The organism is Altibacter sp. (genome assembly GCF_019913785.1).
In the GTDB taxonomy this organism is placed as follows: Bacteria; Bacteroidota; Bacteroidia; order Flavobacteriales; family Flavobacteriaceae; genus Altibacter.
Window position 1 is genome coordinate 205,870 of the sequence record NZ_JAIOHK010000055.1, and the last position, 18,311, is coordinate 224,180.

General features: G+C 40.9%; 17 protein-coding genes. 7 read left to right on the forward strand and 10 right to left on the reverse strand.

Going from position 1 to position 18,311, the window contains the following annotated elements:
• Window positions 1-25: 25 nt before the first annotated feature.
• From K8F54_RS09140 to K8F54_RS09185, 10 genes are all read right to left on the reverse strand, one after another.
• Window positions 26-808 carry an enoyl-CoA hydratase-related protein gene (locus K8F54_RS09140; protein ID WP_290789849.1) on the reverse strand — a complete coding sequence of 261 codons (783 nt, stop codon included), beginning with the start codon at window positions 806-808 and terminating at the stop codon, window positions 26-28.
• Between the two features lie 52 nt (window positions 809-860).
• The gene (locus K8F54_RS09145) at window positions 861-2,318 is read right to left on the reverse strand and encodes an ATP-binding protein (protein WP_290789851.1); all 1,458 of its coding nucleotides are present in this window, start codon (window positions 2,316-2,318) and stop codon (window positions 861-863) included.
• A gap of 48 nt (window positions 2,319-2,366) precedes the next feature.
• The gene (locus K8F54_RS09150; protein ID WP_290789853.1) at window positions 2,367-2,906 is read right to left on the reverse strand and encodes a CopD family protein; all 540 of its coding nucleotides are present in this window, start codon (window positions 2,904-2,906) and stop codon (window positions 2,367-2,369) included.
• Window positions 2,906-5,974 carry a glycosyl hydrolase gene (locus K8F54_RS09155; protein ID WP_290790004.1) on the reverse strand — a complete coding sequence of 1,023 codons (3,069 nt, stop codon included), beginning with the start codon at window positions 5,972-5,974 and terminating at the stop codon, window positions 2,906-2,908. Before K8F54_RS09155 ends, K8F54_RS09150 begins: the two co-directional genes overlap by 1 nt.
• 123 nt (window positions 5,975-6,097) lie before the next feature.
• Complete coding sequence (gene ppk2, locus K8F54_RS09160) at window positions 6,098-6,919, reverse strand: polyphosphate kinase 2 (RefSeq protein WP_290789855.1); 822 nt, start codon at window positions 6,917-6,919, stop codon at window positions 6,098-6,100.
• Between the two features lies 1 nt (window position 6,920).
• The gene (gene ppk2 / locus K8F54_RS09165) at window positions 6,921-7,769 is read right to left on the reverse strand and encodes a polyphosphate kinase 2 (protein ID WP_290789857.1); all 849 of its coding nucleotides are present in this window, start codon (window positions 7,767-7,769) and stop codon (window positions 6,921-6,923) included.
• A 108-nt stretch (window positions 7,770-7,877) separates the two neighbouring features.
• Complete coding sequence (locus K8F54_RS09170) at window positions 7,878-8,591, reverse strand: T9SS type A sorting domain-containing protein (RefSeq protein ID WP_290789859.1); 714 nt, start codon at window positions 8,589-8,591, stop codon at window positions 7,878-7,880.
• A 46-nt stretch (window positions 8,592-8,637) separates the two neighbouring features.
• Window positions 8,638-10,020 (reverse strand): MATE family efflux transporter, encoded by a 1,383-nt coding sequence (locus tag K8F54_RS09175; protein WP_290789861.1) that lies wholly within the window; start codon window positions 10,018-10,020, stop codon window positions 8,638-8,640.
• On the reverse strand, window positions 10,020-11,057 hold the full coding sequence (gene hemH / locus K8F54_RS09180) for a ferrochelatase (RefSeq protein WP_290789863.1): 1,038 nt from the start codon (window positions 11,055-11,057) through the stop codon (window positions 10,020-10,022). The genes K8F54_RS09175 and hemH overlap by 1 nt, the downstream gene beginning before the upstream one ends.
• A 91-nt stretch (window positions 11,058-11,148) precedes the next feature.
• Window positions 11,149-12,045 (reverse strand): AraC family transcriptional regulator, encoded by an 897-nt coding sequence (locus K8F54_RS09185; RefSeq protein WP_290789865.1) that lies wholly within the window; start codon window positions 12,043-12,045, stop codon window positions 11,149-11,151.
• A 183-nt stretch (window positions 12,046-12,228) separates the two neighbouring features.
• Between K8F54_RS09185 and hemA the strand changes: the two genes are divergently transcribed.
• Genes hemA through hemF form a run of 7 tightly spaced genes read left to right on the forward strand, consistent with a single transcriptional unit; the run spans window position 12,229 to window position 18,299 of the window.
• Window positions 12,229-13,497, forward strand: coding sequence for a glutamyl-tRNA reductase (gene hemA, locus K8F54_RS09190; protein ID WP_290789868.1), 1,269 nt, complete (start codon window positions 12,229-12,231; stop codon window positions 13,495-13,497).
• Window positions 13,494-14,402, forward strand: a complete 909-nt coding sequence (hemC, locus tag K8F54_RS09195) for a hydroxymethylbilane synthase (protein ID WP_290789870.1) — start codon at window positions 13,494-13,496, stop codon at window positions 14,400-14,402. Before hemA ends, hemC begins: the two co-directional genes overlap by 4 nt.
• A complete protein-coding gene (locus tag K8F54_RS09200) occupies window positions 14,392-15,081 on the forward strand; it encodes a uroporphyrinogen-III synthase (protein ID WP_290789872.1) in 690 nt (229 codons plus the stop codon). The genes hemC and K8F54_RS09200 overlap by 11 nt, the downstream gene beginning before the upstream one ends.
• Window positions 15,082-15,110: 29 nt before the next feature.
• Window positions 15,111-16,142, forward strand: coding sequence for a uroporphyrinogen decarboxylase (gene hemE / locus K8F54_RS09205; RefSeq protein WP_290789874.1), 1,032 nt, complete (start codon window positions 15,111-15,113; stop codon window positions 16,140-16,142).
• A complete protein-coding gene (locus tag K8F54_RS09210) occupies window positions 16,139-16,633 on the forward strand; it encodes a hypothetical protein (protein WP_290789876.1) in 495 nt (164 codons plus the stop codon). The genes hemE and K8F54_RS09210 overlap by 4 nt, the downstream gene beginning before the upstream one ends.
• Window positions 16,627-17,400, forward strand: coding sequence for an EI24 domain-containing protein (locus tag K8F54_RS09215; RefSeq protein WP_290789878.1), 774 nt, complete (start codon window positions 16,627-16,629; stop codon window positions 17,398-17,400). The genes K8F54_RS09210 and K8F54_RS09215 overlap by 7 nt, the downstream gene beginning before the upstream one ends.
• On the forward strand, window positions 17,397-18,299 hold the full coding sequence (hemF, locus tag K8F54_RS09220; RefSeq protein ID WP_290789880.1) for an oxygen-dependent coproporphyrinogen oxidase: 903 nt from the start codon (window positions 17,397-17,399) through the stop codon (window positions 18,297-18,299). The genes K8F54_RS09215 and hemF overlap by 4 nt, the downstream gene beginning before the upstream one ends.
• Window positions 18,300-18,311 lie beyond the last annotated feature (12 nt).

An 18,311-nucleotide genomic window follows, 5' to 3' on the forward strand; every position in this document is an offset into this window, starting at 1 on the left:
TAATTAACTTGGATTTAATCCAATATTATTTTCCCGGAAAATTTGCCTTGCGCTTTTCTAAGAAGGCCTGAGTCCCTTCTTGAAAATCGGCTGTCCCAAAACACTTCCCAAATTGGGTGATTTCTTCATCGAAACCATTCTCTCCATCTTCATAACCTGCATTTATGGCTGCAATCGCAGCTGCAATAGCTACCGAAGAATTTCTCGAAATTTTATCTGCGAGTTTATTGGCTAGTTCTAATAGTTCGGGTTGAGGTGTCACATAATTTACCAATCCGTATTGCAAAGCTGTACTGGCATCTATCATTCCCGCCGTCATAATCATTTCCATGGCTCTACCTTTACCCACCAATTGTGGAAGTCGCTGTGTTCCGCCATAACCGGGAATCACGCCCAAACTCACCTCGGGAAGGCCCATTTTTGCGTTATCGCTTGCAATTCGAAAATGTGCTGCCATGGCCAATTCCAGTCCGCCACCCAATGCAAAGCCGTTTACAGCCGCAATGACCGGAGTTGACAGATGGGCTACAAAGTCGAAAAGCTTGGCCTGCCCCTCTGCCGCTAATTGCTCGCCCTGTGCCACCGAAAAGTCAGCAAATTCGCTAATGTCGGCTCCTGCGACAAACGCCTTTTCACCGCTTCCGGTTATAATGACGACTTTTACTTTTTTATGCTCGTCGGCGGCTTTAAATGCAAGATGCAGTTCTTTTATGGTTGCACGATTCAGTGCGTTGAGTTTTTCGGGTCTGTTAATGGTAATTGTAGTGATTCCGTTTTGGGTTTCGGAAAGAATATTTTTGTAGTTCATGCCTTTTGGTTTGTAGGGTTATAGGTTCAGTGTGATAAAATTACAAAAACAGCTACAATTGCTTAGGGAACATTACCGTAAATGTGGTTCCTTCCCCATCAGCCGAAGTTAGTGTAATGGATCCGCCATAGGTTTCCACAATTTTCTTTACCATGGCCAGGCCAAGGCCCATCCCGCTGGTTTTGGTTGTAAATTTTGGTTCAAACACCTTGGTTTTATTCATTTCTGATATACCCAGCCCATTGTCTTTTACCGTGATAACAGCGTTACTTCCTTCGGAATAAACCCTTACATCGATTCTAGGGTCTTCGGGATTCTTTTGCTCAATGGTGTGAATGCTATTTTTGATCAAATTAGTGATTACGCGAATCAATTGTGTGCGATCGAATTTTGCTATGATTTTAGTTTCTTCAGAAAAGAAATAGATATAATCTTCATTAAAAATATCCAAGGCCAATTTTGTAATCTTCACCACGTTTAAGGTTTCGTCCTGCTGTGCCGGCATCTGTGCATAGGTGGAAAAGGCCGATGCTATCGAACTCATCGTATCAATTTGCTGTATGAGTGTATTGGTGTACTCGTTCAATTTTTTGTCGATATCTGGATCGTTTGCATCAAATTTTCTTTGAAAACTCTGCACGGTCAACCGCATAGGTGTCAACGGATTTTTTATCTCATGTGCCACTTGTTTGGCCATTTCACGCCATGCGGCTTCTCGTTCGTTCGCTGCGAGTTGTGCCGCACTGGATTCTAGCTCATCGATCATGCCATTATACGCGTTTACCAAGGTCGAAATCTCATGCGTCGTATCTTCAATAAATATCTTTTTATTTCTTTTATTAAGACGGGTTTGCGTAATCTTTTCACTGATGGCGTTCAACGAACGCGTTATGTATTTAGATAAAAAATAGGCCAACGCAATCGCGATTAACAACATCAATAGATAGGCATATCCAAGTCGGGTGAGGTTCTCTTTAAGTTCTTTGTTTAAGAACCCATCATCTTCGATATAGGGGAGGTTGAGGATTGCCAGTGGCTTAAAGTAACTGTCGGTGATATAGGAATAAGCTGATTGGTATTCCTGTCCGTCTTCTTTAAATTGTTCCACAAAGTGTTTGTTTGAGGAAGTTTCCAAAGCTTCTATTACATAGGTGGGTAAGGTTTCGGCTGTTGTATCTTTAAAGAAGGAGGCCTTGGACGATTTTAAAAGATTTCCGTCGAGGTCGTACAGGTATATTTCGAGGTTGTGGATGTTTTTAATCTCATATATCTTTTCTTTGAAAATAAGCGGGATGTTCTCTGTATCTACAGGGTAAGTAGTTGTCTTTAGGGCATAGTTTATGTTTTCACGTATGGCCGTCTCCTTCCGCAGTAAGCGTTCCCGGTGATAGTCTTCGGCCTCCTCACTATACTGAAAAATGGTGACCAGCGCAATCAAGATAGAGGCGCCCACTACTAGGAGTAGCATGGATAAGAATATTCGGAATCGCAACGATTTGGTAAAATTCATATAGCCCGTTTGTCTTGGAAAGGTAACAATAATTAAACCATATTTTGTTTACGGGTTCCGTTCCCTAATTCGTTTGTACATTTTATACCCCAACATAAGAAGCACAGAGAATAGCACAATTCCTACTACGCCATAGATCCAGTTCACCGCATTTTTTAGAATAACCAGAAAAACAACGGCAAATAAAATTAAAGTAGCCCCTTCGTTAAAAATTCGCATAAAATTAGAGGAGTGTTTTACCTCGTCGTTTTGAAGTTGTAGAAATATTAGATGACACTTGATGTGGTATATAATCAGCAACACCACAAAGCCCAGTTTTACCTGCATCCAAGCATCGCCAAGGTAAAAGGGACGAAGCACGAGTAGCCAAATCGCAAATCCGGTCGCCAAGATCATGGAGGGCCAGGTAATGATATACCATAACCTTTTGGCCATAATTTTAAATTGTGTACCAAGGATCTCTTTTTCGGGGGAAGGTTTGTGAAATGCTTCAATCTGGTAGACAAATAATCGTACTATGTAAAACAATCCTGCAAACCAGGTAATCACAAAGATGAGGTGTAAGGATTTTATATAGTTGTATTCCATTACTCTTTTTCTTCCTCAACAAACAAATAATTCAGATTCATCGCATTAAATTGATCATTAAATGCTTTGATCTCTTCCGAAACTAAGGTGTCAAACTTTGCCAATTCTACATTGATCTGCTGGGTCAACTCATCCTTTACAGCAATGTCCTGTTGTGTTGGTGGGAAATCGTCCATCCCCACCAAACTATTTAAATGCCCTAATTTATTGGTTAGTTTAATAGGAAAGTTAAGGGGATCCTGCCCGCTCTTATTCTGAGTTTGATACAGTGCCTTTTCGATCTCTCCGAAATCTTCACTCAACTTTTTTGCTTTTTCAACCAGATCCTTTACCTGTTCATTCTCTTTGTATTGCTTCTGAAATGCTTCCAGTTGTGCATTGATCTTTCGAATCTTTTTAATGGATTTGTGCGCCTTATCTACTGTTTCGTTCACATCGGTAATAAAATCGAATTGCCGTTGCATTCCGGCGATATCTGTTTCCGAATTTCCATCGGGAACTATATGGAACGTCTGCGAAAAAGTTTCGGCTCCTACCGTTAACACTACCTTGTATTGTCCCGGAACTGCCTGCGGTGCATTGGTGCTCGCCCACCAAAGAATCATCCCCTTTAAACGTTCGGCTCCTTTACCGCGCATGTCCCAGGTATGAAAATTGGCTCCTTTTTTTACTTCCAGCTTGTCTTCCTTATCCTTATTACTGAAGGCTTTGATCGTATCGTTCTTGGAGTTTAAGTAGCTTAGTTTTATTTCCTTTTCCGCAGGATCTTTTACATAGAAATAAGTCATAACCCCATTCGGGTGATTGGTGCCACTGGTGAGTGATCCCTTTCTGGAATTACCATCCATTCGATAGGTATCCTTTGGTTTATACAGGAAATTCTCCTTTCCCTTTGCTGAAGCCAATTGATGAATCACCGTTAGATCATCGATAATCCAAAGGCTTCTTCCCTGCGTTGCAACAATTAAATTATTTTCTTTTACGGCGAGATCGGTAATGGGAACTATGGGTAAATTAAGCTGAAACGATTGCCAATTAGCCCCATCGTCAAACGAAATATACATACCGGTTTCGGTACCGGCATAGAGTAATCCCTTTCGTTTCGGGTCTTCCCGAAGCACTCTCGTAAAATGTTCGGCCGAGATCCCATTGGTAATCTTTTTCCACGTTTTTCCGAAGTCGGAAGTTTTATATAGATAAGGAGCAAAATCTCCCGATTTATACTTCGTCCCGGCAATATAACAGGTGGCCGCATCGAAAACCGAAGGTTCCACGCTGTTGATCATCATCCATTCGGGCATTCCTTTGGGCGTAACATTTTCCCAATTTTTTCCCCCATCACGTGTTAAATGCACCAAGCCATCATCACTTCCTGTCCAAATAACTCCTGCCGTTACAGGCGATTCGGCCGCGGCAAAAATGGTGCAATAATACTCTACCGAAGTATTATCCTGTGTAATAGGCCCTCCGGACGATTTTAGTTTTGTGGGGTCATTCCGCGTCAAATCCGGGCTAATTACTTCCCAGCTCTCTCCTTCATTCGTGGTAAGGTGTAGTTGATTGGATGCCGTATATAATTTATTTGGATCGTGGGGTGAAAAGAAAATTGGGAAGTTCCATTGAAAACGGTACTTCATAGCTTCGGCTCCATGTCCCATAGGATTGTCCGGCCATACGCTTACGCTCCTAACCGTTCCCTTTTCGTGATTATAACGGGTTAAAAATCCATCATAGCTTCCGCCATACACTATATCATTGTTCTTAGGATCTACCGCTATATGCGCACTTTCCCCTCCTGCGGTGGGTTCCCAATCGTCTTCGTCTATACTCCATCCTTCATTGCGGTGTGAAATTCGGATGGTTGAATTGTCCTGCTGCGCCGCATAAATTCGATACGGAAATGAATTGTCCGTCGTAACTCGATAAAATTGAGAGGTTGGCTGATTGTAATAGGTACTCCAGGTTTCTCCACCGTCATAGGTCACTTGAGCTCCCCCATCGTCTCCAATGATCATTCTATCCGGATTTTCCGGGGCGATCCACAGATCGTGATGGTCCCCATGAGGGGCATTATAGGTTTCATAGGTTTTTCCTCCATCGGTACTTTTATGGTAGTTTACATTGAGTACATATACAATGTCTTCGTCCATGGGATCTGCATAAATCCGTGTGTAGTACCAGGCTCGCTGACGTAATTTCCGTTCGTCGTTTACATTGGACCAGGTTTCGCCTCCGTCATCGCTTCGGTAAACGCCTCCATTTTCTTTGTTTTCGACTATGGCCCAAACTCGGTCACTATTTGCCGGGGAAACGGTCACCCCGATAATTCCCAGCGTATCCTTGGGAAACCCCTTATTTGTTGATATTTCATTCCAAGTTTCTCCGCTGTCCGTACTCTTCCACAGTGCCGAACCATCTCCGCCACTGCTCAAACTATAGGGTGTACGTCGTACATTCCAGGTAGAAGCATATAAAATTCGGGGGTTATTTGGATCCATAATAAGATCTACAGCACCGGAGTGTTCATTGGCAAATAAGGTCTTACGCCAAGTTTTTCCACCATCCGTTGATTTGTACACTCCCCGATCCTGAGTTGGTTTATAGATATTTCCCAACACAGCCGCATACACGAGATTGTGATCTTTTGGGTGGATAGCAATTCGAGGGATATGTCTGCCATTTTCAAGACCCATTTGCTTCCACGATTTTCCGGCGTCTTCGGTTTTCCAGATTCCGTAGCCCGAAGAGACGTTTCCACGAACGGTTTTTTCACCACCGCCAACATAGATCACATTGGGATCATCTTGTGCCACTTCAATAGCGCCAATTGATCCTCCAAAAAAGCCGTCGGAGATATTTTCCCAATGTCTGCCGCCGTCTTTAGTCTCCCAAATTCCACCACCGGTAGCGCCAAAATAAAATAAATTCGGTTTTCCGGGAACGCCTGTTACGGCTGCACTTCGGCCACCGCGAAAAGGACCAATTAATCTATATTCTACAGTCTCGTATAAGGCCGAATCATAGGACTGCGCAAAAGATTTTTCAGAAAAAAAACCGAAGCACAGCATTGTGAAAAGCACGGAAAGGGAAAGGCGAAAATGACGCATAATCTCTGATTAAAAAGTTTTTTTAAAGATAAAGTTTCCTTAGCGTTTCTTCAACTCAATCTTATGCATTTTTGTGACAACCCCTTATTCACCTTCTAATTCCTCAATTTCAACATGCTTAATGACCTTTCTGTTCTTTGGTTTATAAGGAATTCTAGCAAGGATATGCTCTATGGCTTCTATACGTGCAGTTGTTTTTTTATCGGCCTTAATTATAGTCCATGGCGCTATTTCAGTATCAGTACATTCAAACATCTTGTCTTTGTAAAGCGTATACTTGTCCCATAATTGCAATGCTTTCCGGTCTACAGCACTGAACTTCCATTTTTTTACAGGACTGGCTTTAATTTCTTCGAATCGCTTCGCCTGCTCGTCTTTCGAAATTGAAAAATAGAATTTGATAAGACGAATTCCGGAGGCGATGATCATTCGTTCAAAATCGTTCACCTGATTCAAAAAGACCTTGTATTCCTTTTGAGTACAAAATCCGTTAACAGGCTCTACAACCGCCCTGTTATACCAACTTCTATCAAAAAATACAATCTTTCCTTGCTTGGGAAGTTCGTTGATATATCGTTGAAAATACCATTGCCCGCGCTCTTCTTCATTGGGTTTTGGGAGGGCAACCACTTTGAATTCCCTTGGATTTAAATGCTCCGTAGCCCGCCGAATAGCGCCCCCTTTACCCGCCGCATCACGCCCTTCGAAAAGAATGACAATTTTCTCGTTATTGGCCACCGCCCAATGTTGCAATTTGATAAGCTCTTCCTGCAACGATTTTAAGCGGTTCTCATATTTTATAAAGCGTAAGGCCTTTGCAAAACTGCCGTTTTCAATTAAAAACTGTTTGATTCCTTTTTTGGAATTTAAACTTTTTAACTCGTCTTCCGATATTTTATGCGCCATCTTAGTCTATTTGTTTTACCATACGTTGGTATCGTTGTACTACATTCGGGTCTGGAAAAGTGGTCGTGCCAGACGCGCCTTTGCTATCGTATTTAAATTTAGACAGTACGTAGCGAATACTTTCCAAGCGAGCCTCTTTTTTAATGTTTGTTTTTATAATAATCCACGGACTTATAGACGTATGTGTCTTGCTAAACATTTGTTCTTTATACTGCGTATAGCTATCCCAGCGATTCTGCCCTTCCTGATCCACCGGACTAAACTTCCAGCGCTTTAAGGGGTTTTCCAAACGCGATGTAAATCTTCGCAACTGTTCTTCTTTCGAAATCGAGAACCAGAATTTAATAAGGTCAACGCCATCTTCATAGAGCATATGCTCAAATTCGGGGACTTGTCGTATAAATTTATCGTATTCCTCTTCATTGCAAAAGCCCATGACCGGCTCTACTACTGCCCTGTTATACCAACTTCGGTCGAAAAAAACAATTTCTCCCGCATTGGGTAATTGTTTAATATATCTTCTAAAATACCACTGCCCTTTTTCAATTTCCGTAGGCTTGGTCAAGGCAACTATACGAATGGAACGGGGGTTTAAATGTTCGATAAATCTTCGGATGGTGCTTCCTTTTCCGGCAGCGTCTCGACCTTCAAAAATAATACATACTCGTTTTTTGTGCTTCGACACCCACTGCTGCAGGTTCACCAATTCGGCCTGTAATTTCAGCAATTCCTGTTCGTATTGGATGGTATACAAGATTTCTGAAACCCGTTCTTCTTCTACCTTAGACTTAAGGATGTCGAGAAACTCGGCCTCACTTTTAGCATTTTTAAAATCTTCGACTTTTAGCATAACATTAGGTGTAATATATAAAGTTGAAACAATCATTTTATTTAAAAAATGACAATAATCATTGAAAATAGGTGAGAAATCTGCTAAAAAGGCAAGTTTAGCAATATTTTATTCTTTTATAATTTTCTTAACGACCGAATGATTTCCCGATATTATTTTGGCGAAATAGATTCCTGTAGAAAATTCAGAAATATCAATACCAGTTTTATCAAGGGTAAAAACATCCTTCACTAAAACTCCATCAATAGTATATATAAGTATCGTATCGATATCCAGATTTGAAGTCTTGATTGAGAAGATATCACTTACAGGATTGGGTGTTATATAACTTTTTTGAAGTTGTTGTTCTGGGACAGATAGTGTAATTGTGTTTTTAAAATGATGATTAAAATAGGCAGCTGTTTCAATTATTAATTCTGAATTGCCTATATCTCCCCAAATTAGACAATTGACAGTGTCTGTAACTTCATATATTAATTCTAAAACGTATCCCGTACTTCCTCCAAGTATGCAATCTTTGGTGTAATTTAAGGTAATCAACCCAAAATCCAGATGAATGTCTTCCTCTGTATATTCGAAGTTTCCCGAAATCGCCCAACAATTATCAATCGCTGTAAATGAAAAATCTGGAAATATGGTCATTTGCGGAACATCTGCCCCATAATAATAATTAGGATCTCCCATATCAACAGAAGTTGAGTATAAATACCAAGTCTGAAATATTAACGGATCTGGATCGAAAAGGGCTTTTCTTGAAGATTCACTGCTACTGAAAGAACTGAAGAGTATACAGCATACGAAAAGTCCGAATAACTTTTTCATAAGAAAGAAGTTTATATTGGGAAGCCAATGTTAAATATACAAAATATTAGTTATTCTTCAGGCTTTGTCTAACTTCTTTGTTCAAATAATATCCGGTGACCAGAGTAGAAAGTACATCGGCAATGGGGAAGGAGATCCAAACACCCCAAACACCTAGGAAGTTGGGTAATATTAAAATTAGGGGAATTAAAAAGAACCCTTGTTTTGTCAAACTTAATAACAAGGCCGGTACTGCCTTCCCAATAGCCTGAAAATAGGATGCTCCTATGAGTTGTACCACAATGACGGGTGTGGCGGCAAAAACCCAACGAAGTGCACTCGGAGTACGTTCCAGCAATTCGGCATTATTTGCCAAGGTATTTGCATCCAAGTTAGCGCTATTACTTATAAAAATAGAAACAATGTTCGTTGGAAAGATCATGATGATCGCAAAAATAAACAGGGCGATCACTCCTGAATATTTAATGGATGTGTTGATTGATTCTCGAACACGTTCGTACTTTCGCGCGCCAAAATTATAACCGGCAATAGGCAAAAAACCTTGATTTACCCCAATGACCGGGAAAAGGGCGAACATCAACATTCTGCTTACAATCCCATAGGTAGCCACATCCAAGGCATCGCCATGGGTAATGAGAACATTGTTCAATAAGATGGTTAGCACTGCAATGGTGCCTTGTCTGGCCAAGGTCACCGAACTCAAGCTACTGATTTCTGAAACTATTTTTTTCTGAAGCCTAAACGACTCCCATTTCAGGCGAAGCTCACTTTCAGCAATAAAAAACCACAGAATAAAGGCAAAGCAAATAGCATAACTAATAAATGTAGCCCAAGCGGCTCCTGCCATCCCATAACCAAACACATTTATGAGCAAATAGTCCATAAGGATATTGCCAAAGGCCGGAAGCATCATAGCATACATGGCAAATTTGGGTTTCCCTTCTGCCCGAATCACGTTATTACCCATCATACACATGGATAACATCACAATTCCATACATCACAATGCGATAGTAGGTCAGCGCCAAATCCTTAAAGGACTCATCTGCACCAAAAAATTCAATTAAATAATCCTGAAAAATAAGTCCGAGTAACGCCAATAGCCCGGAAGTCAAAAAGGTAAGTGTAATCTGATTCCCAAACACCCGAAGCGCCTTGTTATCATCTTTGGCACCCAAAGCACGAGAAAGCACCGAACTCCCCCCAATTCCTACAGAAAGCCCTATCGCTCCAATAAAAAACGTAACCGGAATCACTACCGTAATCGCCGAAATAGCCAAGGGTCCAATCCATCGCCCTACGAATATGGTGTCGACAATCATATTGAGCGACATCACCAATATTCCGATAGCAGCCGGAACGGCTTGCCGCACCAATAATTTGCTTATGGGGTCGGTCCCTAAGGTATTCGAACTTTTTTCGTTTGCCATTAGGCGATAGCCGATTTAATATCTACGATTCTCCAGCGGTCGATCCATCCGGTAAGTACTTCAGCCCAATCGTCACGATCGTTTAGACAGGGTATTGTTGTAAATTCCTTTCCTCCAACTTCGTGAAATATTTCTGCTCCCTCCATGGCAATTTCCTCTAGGGTTTCTAGGCAGTCGCTAACAAAGGCCGGAGTAACGATGGCCATTTTTTTAATTCCTGCCTTGCCCAACCGTTCGATGGTTCTATCTGTATAGGGTTGCAGCCAAGGATCAAAACCCAATCGCGATTGGAACGAAGTTGAATAGGTTCCCGCTTTTAAATTTAATTTTTCAACAACTAATCGCGTTGTTTCAAGACATTGGTGCCGATAGCAAAACTGGTGTGCCGGTGAAGGTGTTACACAACACGTTTTGTCAATTTTACAATGCGATTTCGTAATATCCCGCTTGCGAATATGCCTCTCGGGGACGCCGTGGTAACTAAACAATAAATGATCGTAGTCCAGTCCCTGAATGGTTTCTGAAATGCTTTTGGAAAGCACTTCAATGTATTCCGGTTTGTTGTAAAAGGCCGGTAGGGAGCTAATCTCTAGCTGCGGAAAATATTTTTTCTGAAGCGCTTCGATGGCTACTTCAATGGTTTCGGTAGTGGCCATGGCGAACTGTGGATATAGTGGAACTACTAAAACCTCATCTACCCCTTTGTCTACCAACTCCTGAAGTCCCTTTTTAAGGGTCATACTGCCGTATCGCATGGCCAAGGCGATTGGAAGCGTTGTTTTTTGCTGAATTTTTTTCTGAAGCCTTTCAGAAATAACTATCAGCGGAGATCCTTCCTCCCACCATATTTTTTTATAGGCAGCAGCCGATTGTTTGGGGCGCGTATTTAAAATAATCCCTCGTACCAATAAGATTCGAGCCCAGCGGGGAACGTCGATTACACGTGGATCCATCAAAAATTCATCGAGATATCTTTTTACGTCTTTTGGATTGGTGCTGTCCGGTGATCCGAGGTTTACTAGGAGAACTCCCTTCATATAGTGCAATTTTAAGGTGCAAAAGTAATTTTTAATTCACCATAAGACAAAACTGAGGTACACGAATCGTCTATGGAATGATTGATTTGCTCTATGCCGAAAGACTCATCAAATACTTCTTGGGTGTTGTTCCAAATTTCTTTTTAAAGGCAGAAATAAAATGACTTGCGGTACTATAGCCCACTTTCAGTCCTACTTCGTTTACATTGTGATTTCCTGTGGCCAATAATTGGCGGGCGACTTCCATCTTATAATCGAATAAGAAACTGAACACCGAATCACCGTATATTTGTTTAAAGCCTTCCTTTAATTTATTTACGGGCAATCCAATTTCGTCTGCCAGACCTTGCAGTGTAGGTGGTTCGGCCATTTTAGAAATGACGATCTGTTTGGCCCTTTTAATCTTTATCACATTGACCTCATCGGCTAAGAAAGGGCATTGTTCTATATCGGCTTCGACCGGACGATTAAAGTACAAACTCAACAATTCGTATGCTTTTCCCTTAAAGTACAAGGGTTTGATAAGGGGATGCAGGTTATTATTCATCAACTGGTTTAATACAATGGCCATAGAAGGCGTCAGTGGCGCATCTTTATAATATTTCCGATCCTTGTTCTCGTCACTTAAAAAGGTAATATAGTTGGCCTCACTCGAAAATAACCCGTGAAATTTCTTGATGGGAAGTAATACCGAAATAACCCACGAATTGGGGCCTAAGGAAAGGTGAAGCGGCAAATCCCTTTGCGGATTGTACAACAATAACGAATGATCTTCCTGAAGCGGTAATCGGTAGTTTCCATCATTGAAGCTGAAACTCGAAGTTCCTTTCAAACAAAAATGAAACTGAATAAAATGCGAACTTACTTCCCGCTTAAATAACTGACTCCCATGGGTTTCATTATTAAATTTTAGGATAAAAAAACCATCCTCAATTATAATTTCATCATAGAAACTTTCAGCGACATTTTTCCCAATTGATAAGTCCATAATTAAATTCTTTATTTAGAATTGTTCTAAATTACCAGCTATAAAACACGCCTTGAGCCTACGAAATTAGGGCATTTATATGATATTTATCATATTTTAAGTAAAATTAACAGTCGTCGTTATATTTCATACCGCTAGCGTTACTTTTTAAAATATATTGCTTCTACATTTGCAGCGTTAGGTATGAAATTAAACGGCAATACACTTAGTTCTTCTTCGGAAGGGAATTTCTACGCCATCGGGCTCAACTACAAAAAGGCCGATGCCGAAATTCGAGGTCACTTCAGTATTTCTGAAGAAGCTAAACAAGCTATTTTACTACAGGCAAAGGAAGAAGGAATTGCCTCCTTAAGCGTTATCTCTACCTGCAATCGCACCGAATTATACGGTATTTCCCAACATCCTTTTCAATTGATCAAATTATTGTGCGCACACACCAACGGCACGGTAGAAGAATTTGAGAAAGTAGCGTACATCTATAAAAACAAATTGGCTGTATCCCACCTATTCAAGGTGGGTACCGGTTTAGACAGCCAGATCTTGGGCGATTTCGAAATTATAAGTCAGTTGCGAAATGGTTTCAGGCAATCTAAGAAGTTAGGAGTGATGGATCCCTTTTTGGAGCGATTAGCCAATGCAGTGATTCAGGCAAGCAAACGCATAAAGAACGAAACAGAGATTTCTTCGGGAGCAACCTCAGTGAGTTTTGCCGCAGTACAATATATTCTAAACCATGTTCCAACTATTTCAGAAAAGAACATTTTACTCTTCGGAACAGGTAAAATTGGTCGAAATACCTGTGAAAATCTTATAAAACATACCAAAAACGAACATATTACCCTTATTAACCGCACCAAGATCAAGGCAGAAAAGATCGCCGGGAAGTTCAATTTGGTAGTAAGAGACTATGCCGATATTCAAAGTGAGATTGCAAAAAGTGATGTGCTTATTGTTGCTACAGGGGCTCAAAACCCAACGATTTCAAAAGAATTACTATTCCTAAAAAAGCCGCTACTCATTTTGGATCTTTCCATTCCGAAGAATGTATCCGATTCGGTGACTGAAAACGAATTCGTAACCTTAGTTCATCTGGACAACCTTTCAACCGTAACCGACAAAACCATGGAACGGCGTGCCTCGCAAATTCCCCTAGCGGAAGGCATCATAGAAGAAATTGAAACTGAATTCAATACCTGGGCCGAAAACAGAAAGTTTGCTCCTACTATCAAGGCACTCAAGCTGAAATTGGCCGAAATAAAAGCCGGAGAAATTGATTTTCAACGGAAAAAAATTCCTCATTTTAACGAAGCACAGGCCGAACTTATCAGCAATCGTCTCATTCAGAAGATAACCACTCATTTTGCGAATCATTTAAAAGACGACACGGTTTCAACCCCGGAAAGTATCGAATTGATCAAAAAAGTGTTTCAACTTCAAAATGCCGAAGTGTGAAAAAGCTTATACGAATTGGTACACGCGACAGTCAATTGGCCATGTGGCAAGCCACTACTGTACAGAAAAAACTTGAAAAACTCGGATTTCCAACTCAATTAGTTCCGGTAAAGTCTACTGGGGATCTAATTCTGGACAAACCGCTCTATGAGTTGGGTATAACGGGAATTTTTACAAAGACTTTGGATGTGGCCATGCTGTCCGGAACTGTCGATATTGCTGTCCATAGCATGAAAGATGTCCCCACCTTGCTGCCAAACGGCATTGTGCAAACCGCGGTGCTAGAGCGCGCTTCCTTCGACGATATCCTAGTTACAAATAGCATTTTCGAACCTTCAAAAAATTGTACGGTCGCTACCGGCAGCCTTCGCAGAAAGGCCCAGTGGTTACATAGATACCCACATCACAAAGTCGTGGACCTACGCGGGAATGTAAATACGCGTTTGCAGAAATTGACAGACAACCAATGGGATGGGGCCATTTTTGCAAAAGCAGGTCTTGAACGGATTGATGTCTTGCCAACAAACCATACCCTCCTCGATTGGATGGTTCCAGCTCCGGCACAGGGCGCAATGGTAATTGTAGCACTAGAAGATGACAGCTATTGTAAAGCGGCTACCGCAAATTTAAATGATCGAAATTCCGAAATCTGTACGCATATAGAACGTGAGTTTCTGCGCACTCTCGAAGGAGGCTGTACCGCGCCTATTGGTGCAATTGCCGAAATTGAAGGATCGGAAGTACACTTTAAAGGCGTGCTACTTTCTTTAGATGGCAAAACCAAGTTGGAAACTGAAAAAAGAATTCCATTAGACCGGTACAGTACTTTTGGAAAAGAGTGTGCAAACGAAATATTGGAGCAGGGCGGAGCCAATTTGATGAAATTGATAAAAGATGGAAGGTAGAATCAGTTCGAAGCGCGTTCTTTCTACTAAATTGTTGTCTGAACCTCAAAAAAAGATTTTCACAGACGCGAAGATAGAGCCGGTTGCTTACGACGCTATCCAAATCGAATTTCTCGATTTTGAAACACCAGCAACGATTAAAAATGCAATTTTTACCAGTAAGAATGCCGTTTATTCTTTGAAAAATTCAACAGCTAATACGCTTTTCGGTCAAATACAAGATTGTTATTGTGTTGGAAAAAACACAAGAGCACTTTTGGAAGAAATTGGTCAAAAAGTGACAAAAACCACTGAATATGCCTCAGAATTAGCGAATTTTATCGTAAAAGAGCGTAAAAATGAAGTGTTTTATTTTTTCTGTGGCAATCTGCGAAGCGATGAGATTCCAACCAGGCTAAAAAACGCGAAAATTGATTGTTTTGAAGTAAAAACTTATAAAACCGAGCTAAATTCCGTCAAATTTGAACAAAAATGGGGTTATATCCTGTTTTTTAGTCCGAGTGGCGTACAGAGTTTTATTGCTGAAAACAATTTGAACGATGCAACGGCCATTTGTATTGGTACTACCACAGCTTCCGAAGCAAAAAAACATACAAAAAATGTATGCATTGCCGAAGAAACAACGATAGATAGTGTGATTGCAAAAGCGATTTCGCTTGTAAATGAAAGTAATATTTAAACGAATTCGCACCTAGGCGAACTGACCTTATGATTAAAAACGATTTATTTCTAAAAGCTTTAAACGGAGAAACCGTAGATCGCCCACCTGTTTGGATGATGCGCCAAGCCGGCCGTTATTTACCCGAGTTCATGGCATTAAAAGATAAATACGATTTCTTTACCCGCTGTCAAACACCGGAACTGGCCAGTGAAATTACCGTACAACCTATTCGTCGGTATGGCATGGACGCCGCTATTTTATTCAGTGATATTTTGGTCATTCCTCAGGCCATGAACATTCATGTTGAAATGAAGCCGGGTGTTGGGCCGTGGTTGCCGGAACCTATTCGTTCACAAAAAGACCTGGATCGAGTGATCGTTCCAAACATTGAAGACACTTTAGGGTATGTCATGGAAGCAATACAAATGACCAAGGAAAAGCTGAACGATGAAGTCCCATTAATTGGTTTCGCAGGAAGTCCCTGGACCATTTTGTGTTATTGCGTACAAGGGCAGGGCAGTAAAAACTTCGATATAGCCAAGGAATTTTGTTTTACAAAACCTTTGTTGGCACATGCGTTACTTCAGAAAATAACAGACACAACCATACTGTATTTAAAAGAGAAAGTAAAGGCCGGGGTCAATGCGGTGCAGCTTTTTGACAGTTGGGGTGGGATGCTATCCCCTGTCGATTATCAGGAATTTAGTTGGCAATATATGCAGCAAATAATCGATGCTTTAAAAGACGAAACTCAGGTAATCGCCTTCGGAAAAGGATGCTGGTTCGCCTTGGATACGATGGCAAAAAGCGGTGCATCGGCATTGGGAATTGATTGGAACTGTTCTCCAAGAAATGCGCGGTATTTAAGTGGGGGGCAAATTACACTACAAGGTAATTTTGATCCTACAAGATTGTTTAGCCCTCCTTCAGAAATTAAAAAAATGGTGACTCAGATGATCAACGAATTTGGGAAAGATCGTTATATCGTAAATTTAGGCCACGGTATTTTACCAAACACCCCTTTGGAAAATGCAGCTGCATTTATCCAGGCGGTAAAAGAATACAAAGCCGAAGCGTGAACATTTGGGTGCGAATTAAACAATTAAGTATAAAACAGCTTTTACAGTTGGCGTTTTTGTTTGCCCGAAAGCCACTTTATATACAACCGACGATTCGCGCTACGAAAGAGACCATGAAGTTATGTGATGCTAAGTTCGGAAGGGCTCATCACAAGAGCAATCGAAGTAATGCATTCCGACATGCACTTTGGAATTATTTAATATGTCGAAATATATTAAAAATTGCGAAAAACAGTCAAAAAGCTTTGATTTGGGCCGAAAAAGTGACAAAAACCTATGAAAAAGTAACAAATAACAACATTTTGGACGAGGTGATGGATTTACACAATAATGAGATAGGAAGAAAGGTCTTTTTTGAGCAAAAAAGTCTAAAACTGACTGAAATCGATCGTTTTTTGGAAGAAAAATTGCAAAAAGCGATAAAAATTGTCCAAATTGAAGATATAAACAATGCAGAAGGCCAATTGGTCTATATTTTAGAAAAATGGTAAAGAATATTTTAAAAGGCATACAGGCGTATGGAGGCACCTTCCAACTAATTTCGAAGTTGGGATTGTGGAAGTATTTTGGCATCCCCATGCTTATCAGTTTTCTAACAGCGCTGCTCATTGGGGTGACCGCATGGACCTTGTCTGATAATATAGGAGGGCTTATTGCCAAAGCGTGGTTTTGGGAATGGGGTGCAGAAACCTTCCGAAGCATTGGTGATATTCTTGGAGCTATTTTGGTGATTGTTGTTGGTTTGGTAGTATACAAACACATTGTAATGGCATTGAGTGCTCCCTTTATGAGCCCCGTTTCCGAAAAGATTGAAGCACATATAACCGGAATCACACACACGCACAGAAAGTCGTCCAATATGGCGCAATTATGGCGTGGGATACGAATAAACATTCGGAATTTACTTATGGAGTTATTGTTAACCATTCCTATTTTTATCTTGGGGTTTATACCCATTATTGGTTTCCTATCGTCTATTTTATTGTTTTTAGTGCAGTCGTATTACGCCGGTTTCGGAAATATGGACTACACCTTGGAGCGGCATTTTGAAGTAGGAGAGAGTGTAAAATTCGTAAAACAAAATAGGGGTGTGGCCGTGGGGAATGGTATCATTTTCATGTTAATGCTGCTAATTCCCGTTATTGGGATCATTTTAGTCTTACCGCTTTCGGTAACTGCAGCAAGTACGGAAACAGTCCGGATTTTAAAGGAAACTAAAAAACTAAACGCGCCCGAATCTATTTCAAAAATAGCATGAAAGAACAATTTGTCAATTATATACGAAATCTTCAAGACACCATTACATCCGGTTTAGAAGCTGAGGATGGTAAGGCGGTGTTTAAAGAAGACCTTTGGGAACGCCCTGAAGGGGGTGGCGGTCGTACTCGGGTGATCGAAAACGGGGCTGTATTTGAAAAAGGAGGCGTGAATATTAGTGAAGTTCACGGTGAATTGCCTAAATCGATGCAGGAATACTTCGGAGTTACCGATGCGAATTTCTTTGCCTGTGGATTGAGCCTGGTTTTGCATCCAAAAAATCCATTTGTACCGACCGTTCATGCCAATTGGCGTTATTTCGAGCTTTATAACAACCAAGGCAATATAGTTGAACAATGGTTTGGTGGCGGGCAGGATTTAACGCCCTATTATTTATTTGAAGCGGACGCGGCTCATTTTCATACCATTTGCAAGCGTGCCTGTGATGCGCATAATTCTGAATTTTATTCCACCTATAAAAAGCGCTGCGATGAATACTTTTATAATGCACATCGCAATGAAGCTCGCGGTATTGGCGGGCTATTCTTCGACTATCTGAAGGCAACAGACACCATGAATATGCAAGACTGGTATAATTTCGTAACCTCAGTGGGCGATAGCTTTCTCGAAAGTTACCTTCCTATCGTGGAACAAAGAAAAAATACCCCTTATACTTCTCAACATAAGGACTGGCAAGAGATTCGGCGGGGTCGCTATGTCGAATTCAACCTGGTGCATGACAAGGGAACCTTATTCGGTTTAAAAACCAATGGTCGCATTGAAAGTATTTTAATGAGTCTGCCACCGCATGTACAGTGGCGTTACGACTACCATCCCGAACCGGGAAGTGAGGAAGAAAAATTAATTCGGGTGTTGAAAAACCCAAAAAACTGGATCTAGAAAATTATATAA

Excerpts from the sequence above, each read along its gene's own strand:
- K8F54_RS09175 (WP_290789861.1), bottom strand. The coding sequence starts at position 10,020 with ATGGCAAACGAAAAAAGTTCGAATACCTTAGGGACCGACCCCATAAGC.
- hemE (WP_290789874.1), top strand. The coding sequence starts at position 15,111 with ATGATTAAAAACGATTTATTTCTAAAAGCTTTAAACGGAGAAACCGTA.
- K8F54_RS09215 (WP_290789878.1), top strand. The coding sequence starts at position 16,627 with ATGGTAAAGAATATTTTAAAAGGCATACAGGCGTATGGAGGCACCTTC.
- K8F54_RS09170 (WP_290789859.1), bottom strand. The coding sequence starts at position 8,591 with ATGAAAAAGTTATTCGGACTTTTCGTATGCTGTATACTCTTCAGTTCT.
- ppk2 (WP_290789857.1), bottom strand. The coding sequence starts at position 7,769 with ATGCTAAAAGTCGAAGATTTTAAAAATGCTAAAAGTGAGGCCGAGTTT.
- hemA (WP_290789868.1), top strand. The coding sequence starts at position 12,229 with ATGAAATTAAACGGCAATACACTTAGTTCTTCTTCGGAAGGGAATTTC.
- K8F54_RS09150 (WP_290789853.1), bottom strand. The coding sequence starts at position 2,906 with ATGGAATACAACTATATAAAATCCTTACACCTCATCTTTGTGATTACC.
- K8F54_RS09145 (WP_290789851.1), bottom strand. The coding sequence starts at position 2,318 with ATGAATTTTACCAAATCGTTGCGATTCCGAATATTCTTATCCATGCTA.
- K8F54_RS09155 (WP_290790004.1), bottom strand. The coding sequence starts at position 5,974 with ATGCTGTGCTTCGGTTTTTTTTCTGAAAAATCTTTTGCGCAGTCCTAT.
- ppk2 (WP_290789855.1), bottom strand. The coding sequence starts at position 6,919 with ATGGCGCATAAAATATCGGAAGACGAGTTAAAAAGTTTAAATTCCAAA.
- K8F54_RS09185 (WP_290789865.1), bottom strand. The coding sequence starts at position 12,045 with ATGGACTTATCAATTGGGAAAAATGTCGCTGAAAGTTTCTATGATGAA.
- K8F54_RS09200 (WP_290789872.1), top strand. The coding sequence starts at position 14,392 with ATGGAAGGTAGAATCAGTTCGAAGCGCGTTCTTTCTACTAAATTGTTG.
- K8F54_RS09140 (WP_290789849.1), bottom strand. The coding sequence starts at position 808 with ATGAACTACAAAAATATTCTTTCCGAAACCCAAAACGGAATCACTACA.
- hemH (WP_290789863.1), bottom strand. The coding sequence starts at position 11,057 with ATGAAGGGAGTTCTCCTAGTAAACCTCGGATCACCGGACAGCACCAAT.
- hemF (WP_290789880.1), top strand. The coding sequence starts at position 17,397 with ATGAAAGAACAATTTGTCAATTATATACGAAATCTTCAAGACACCATT.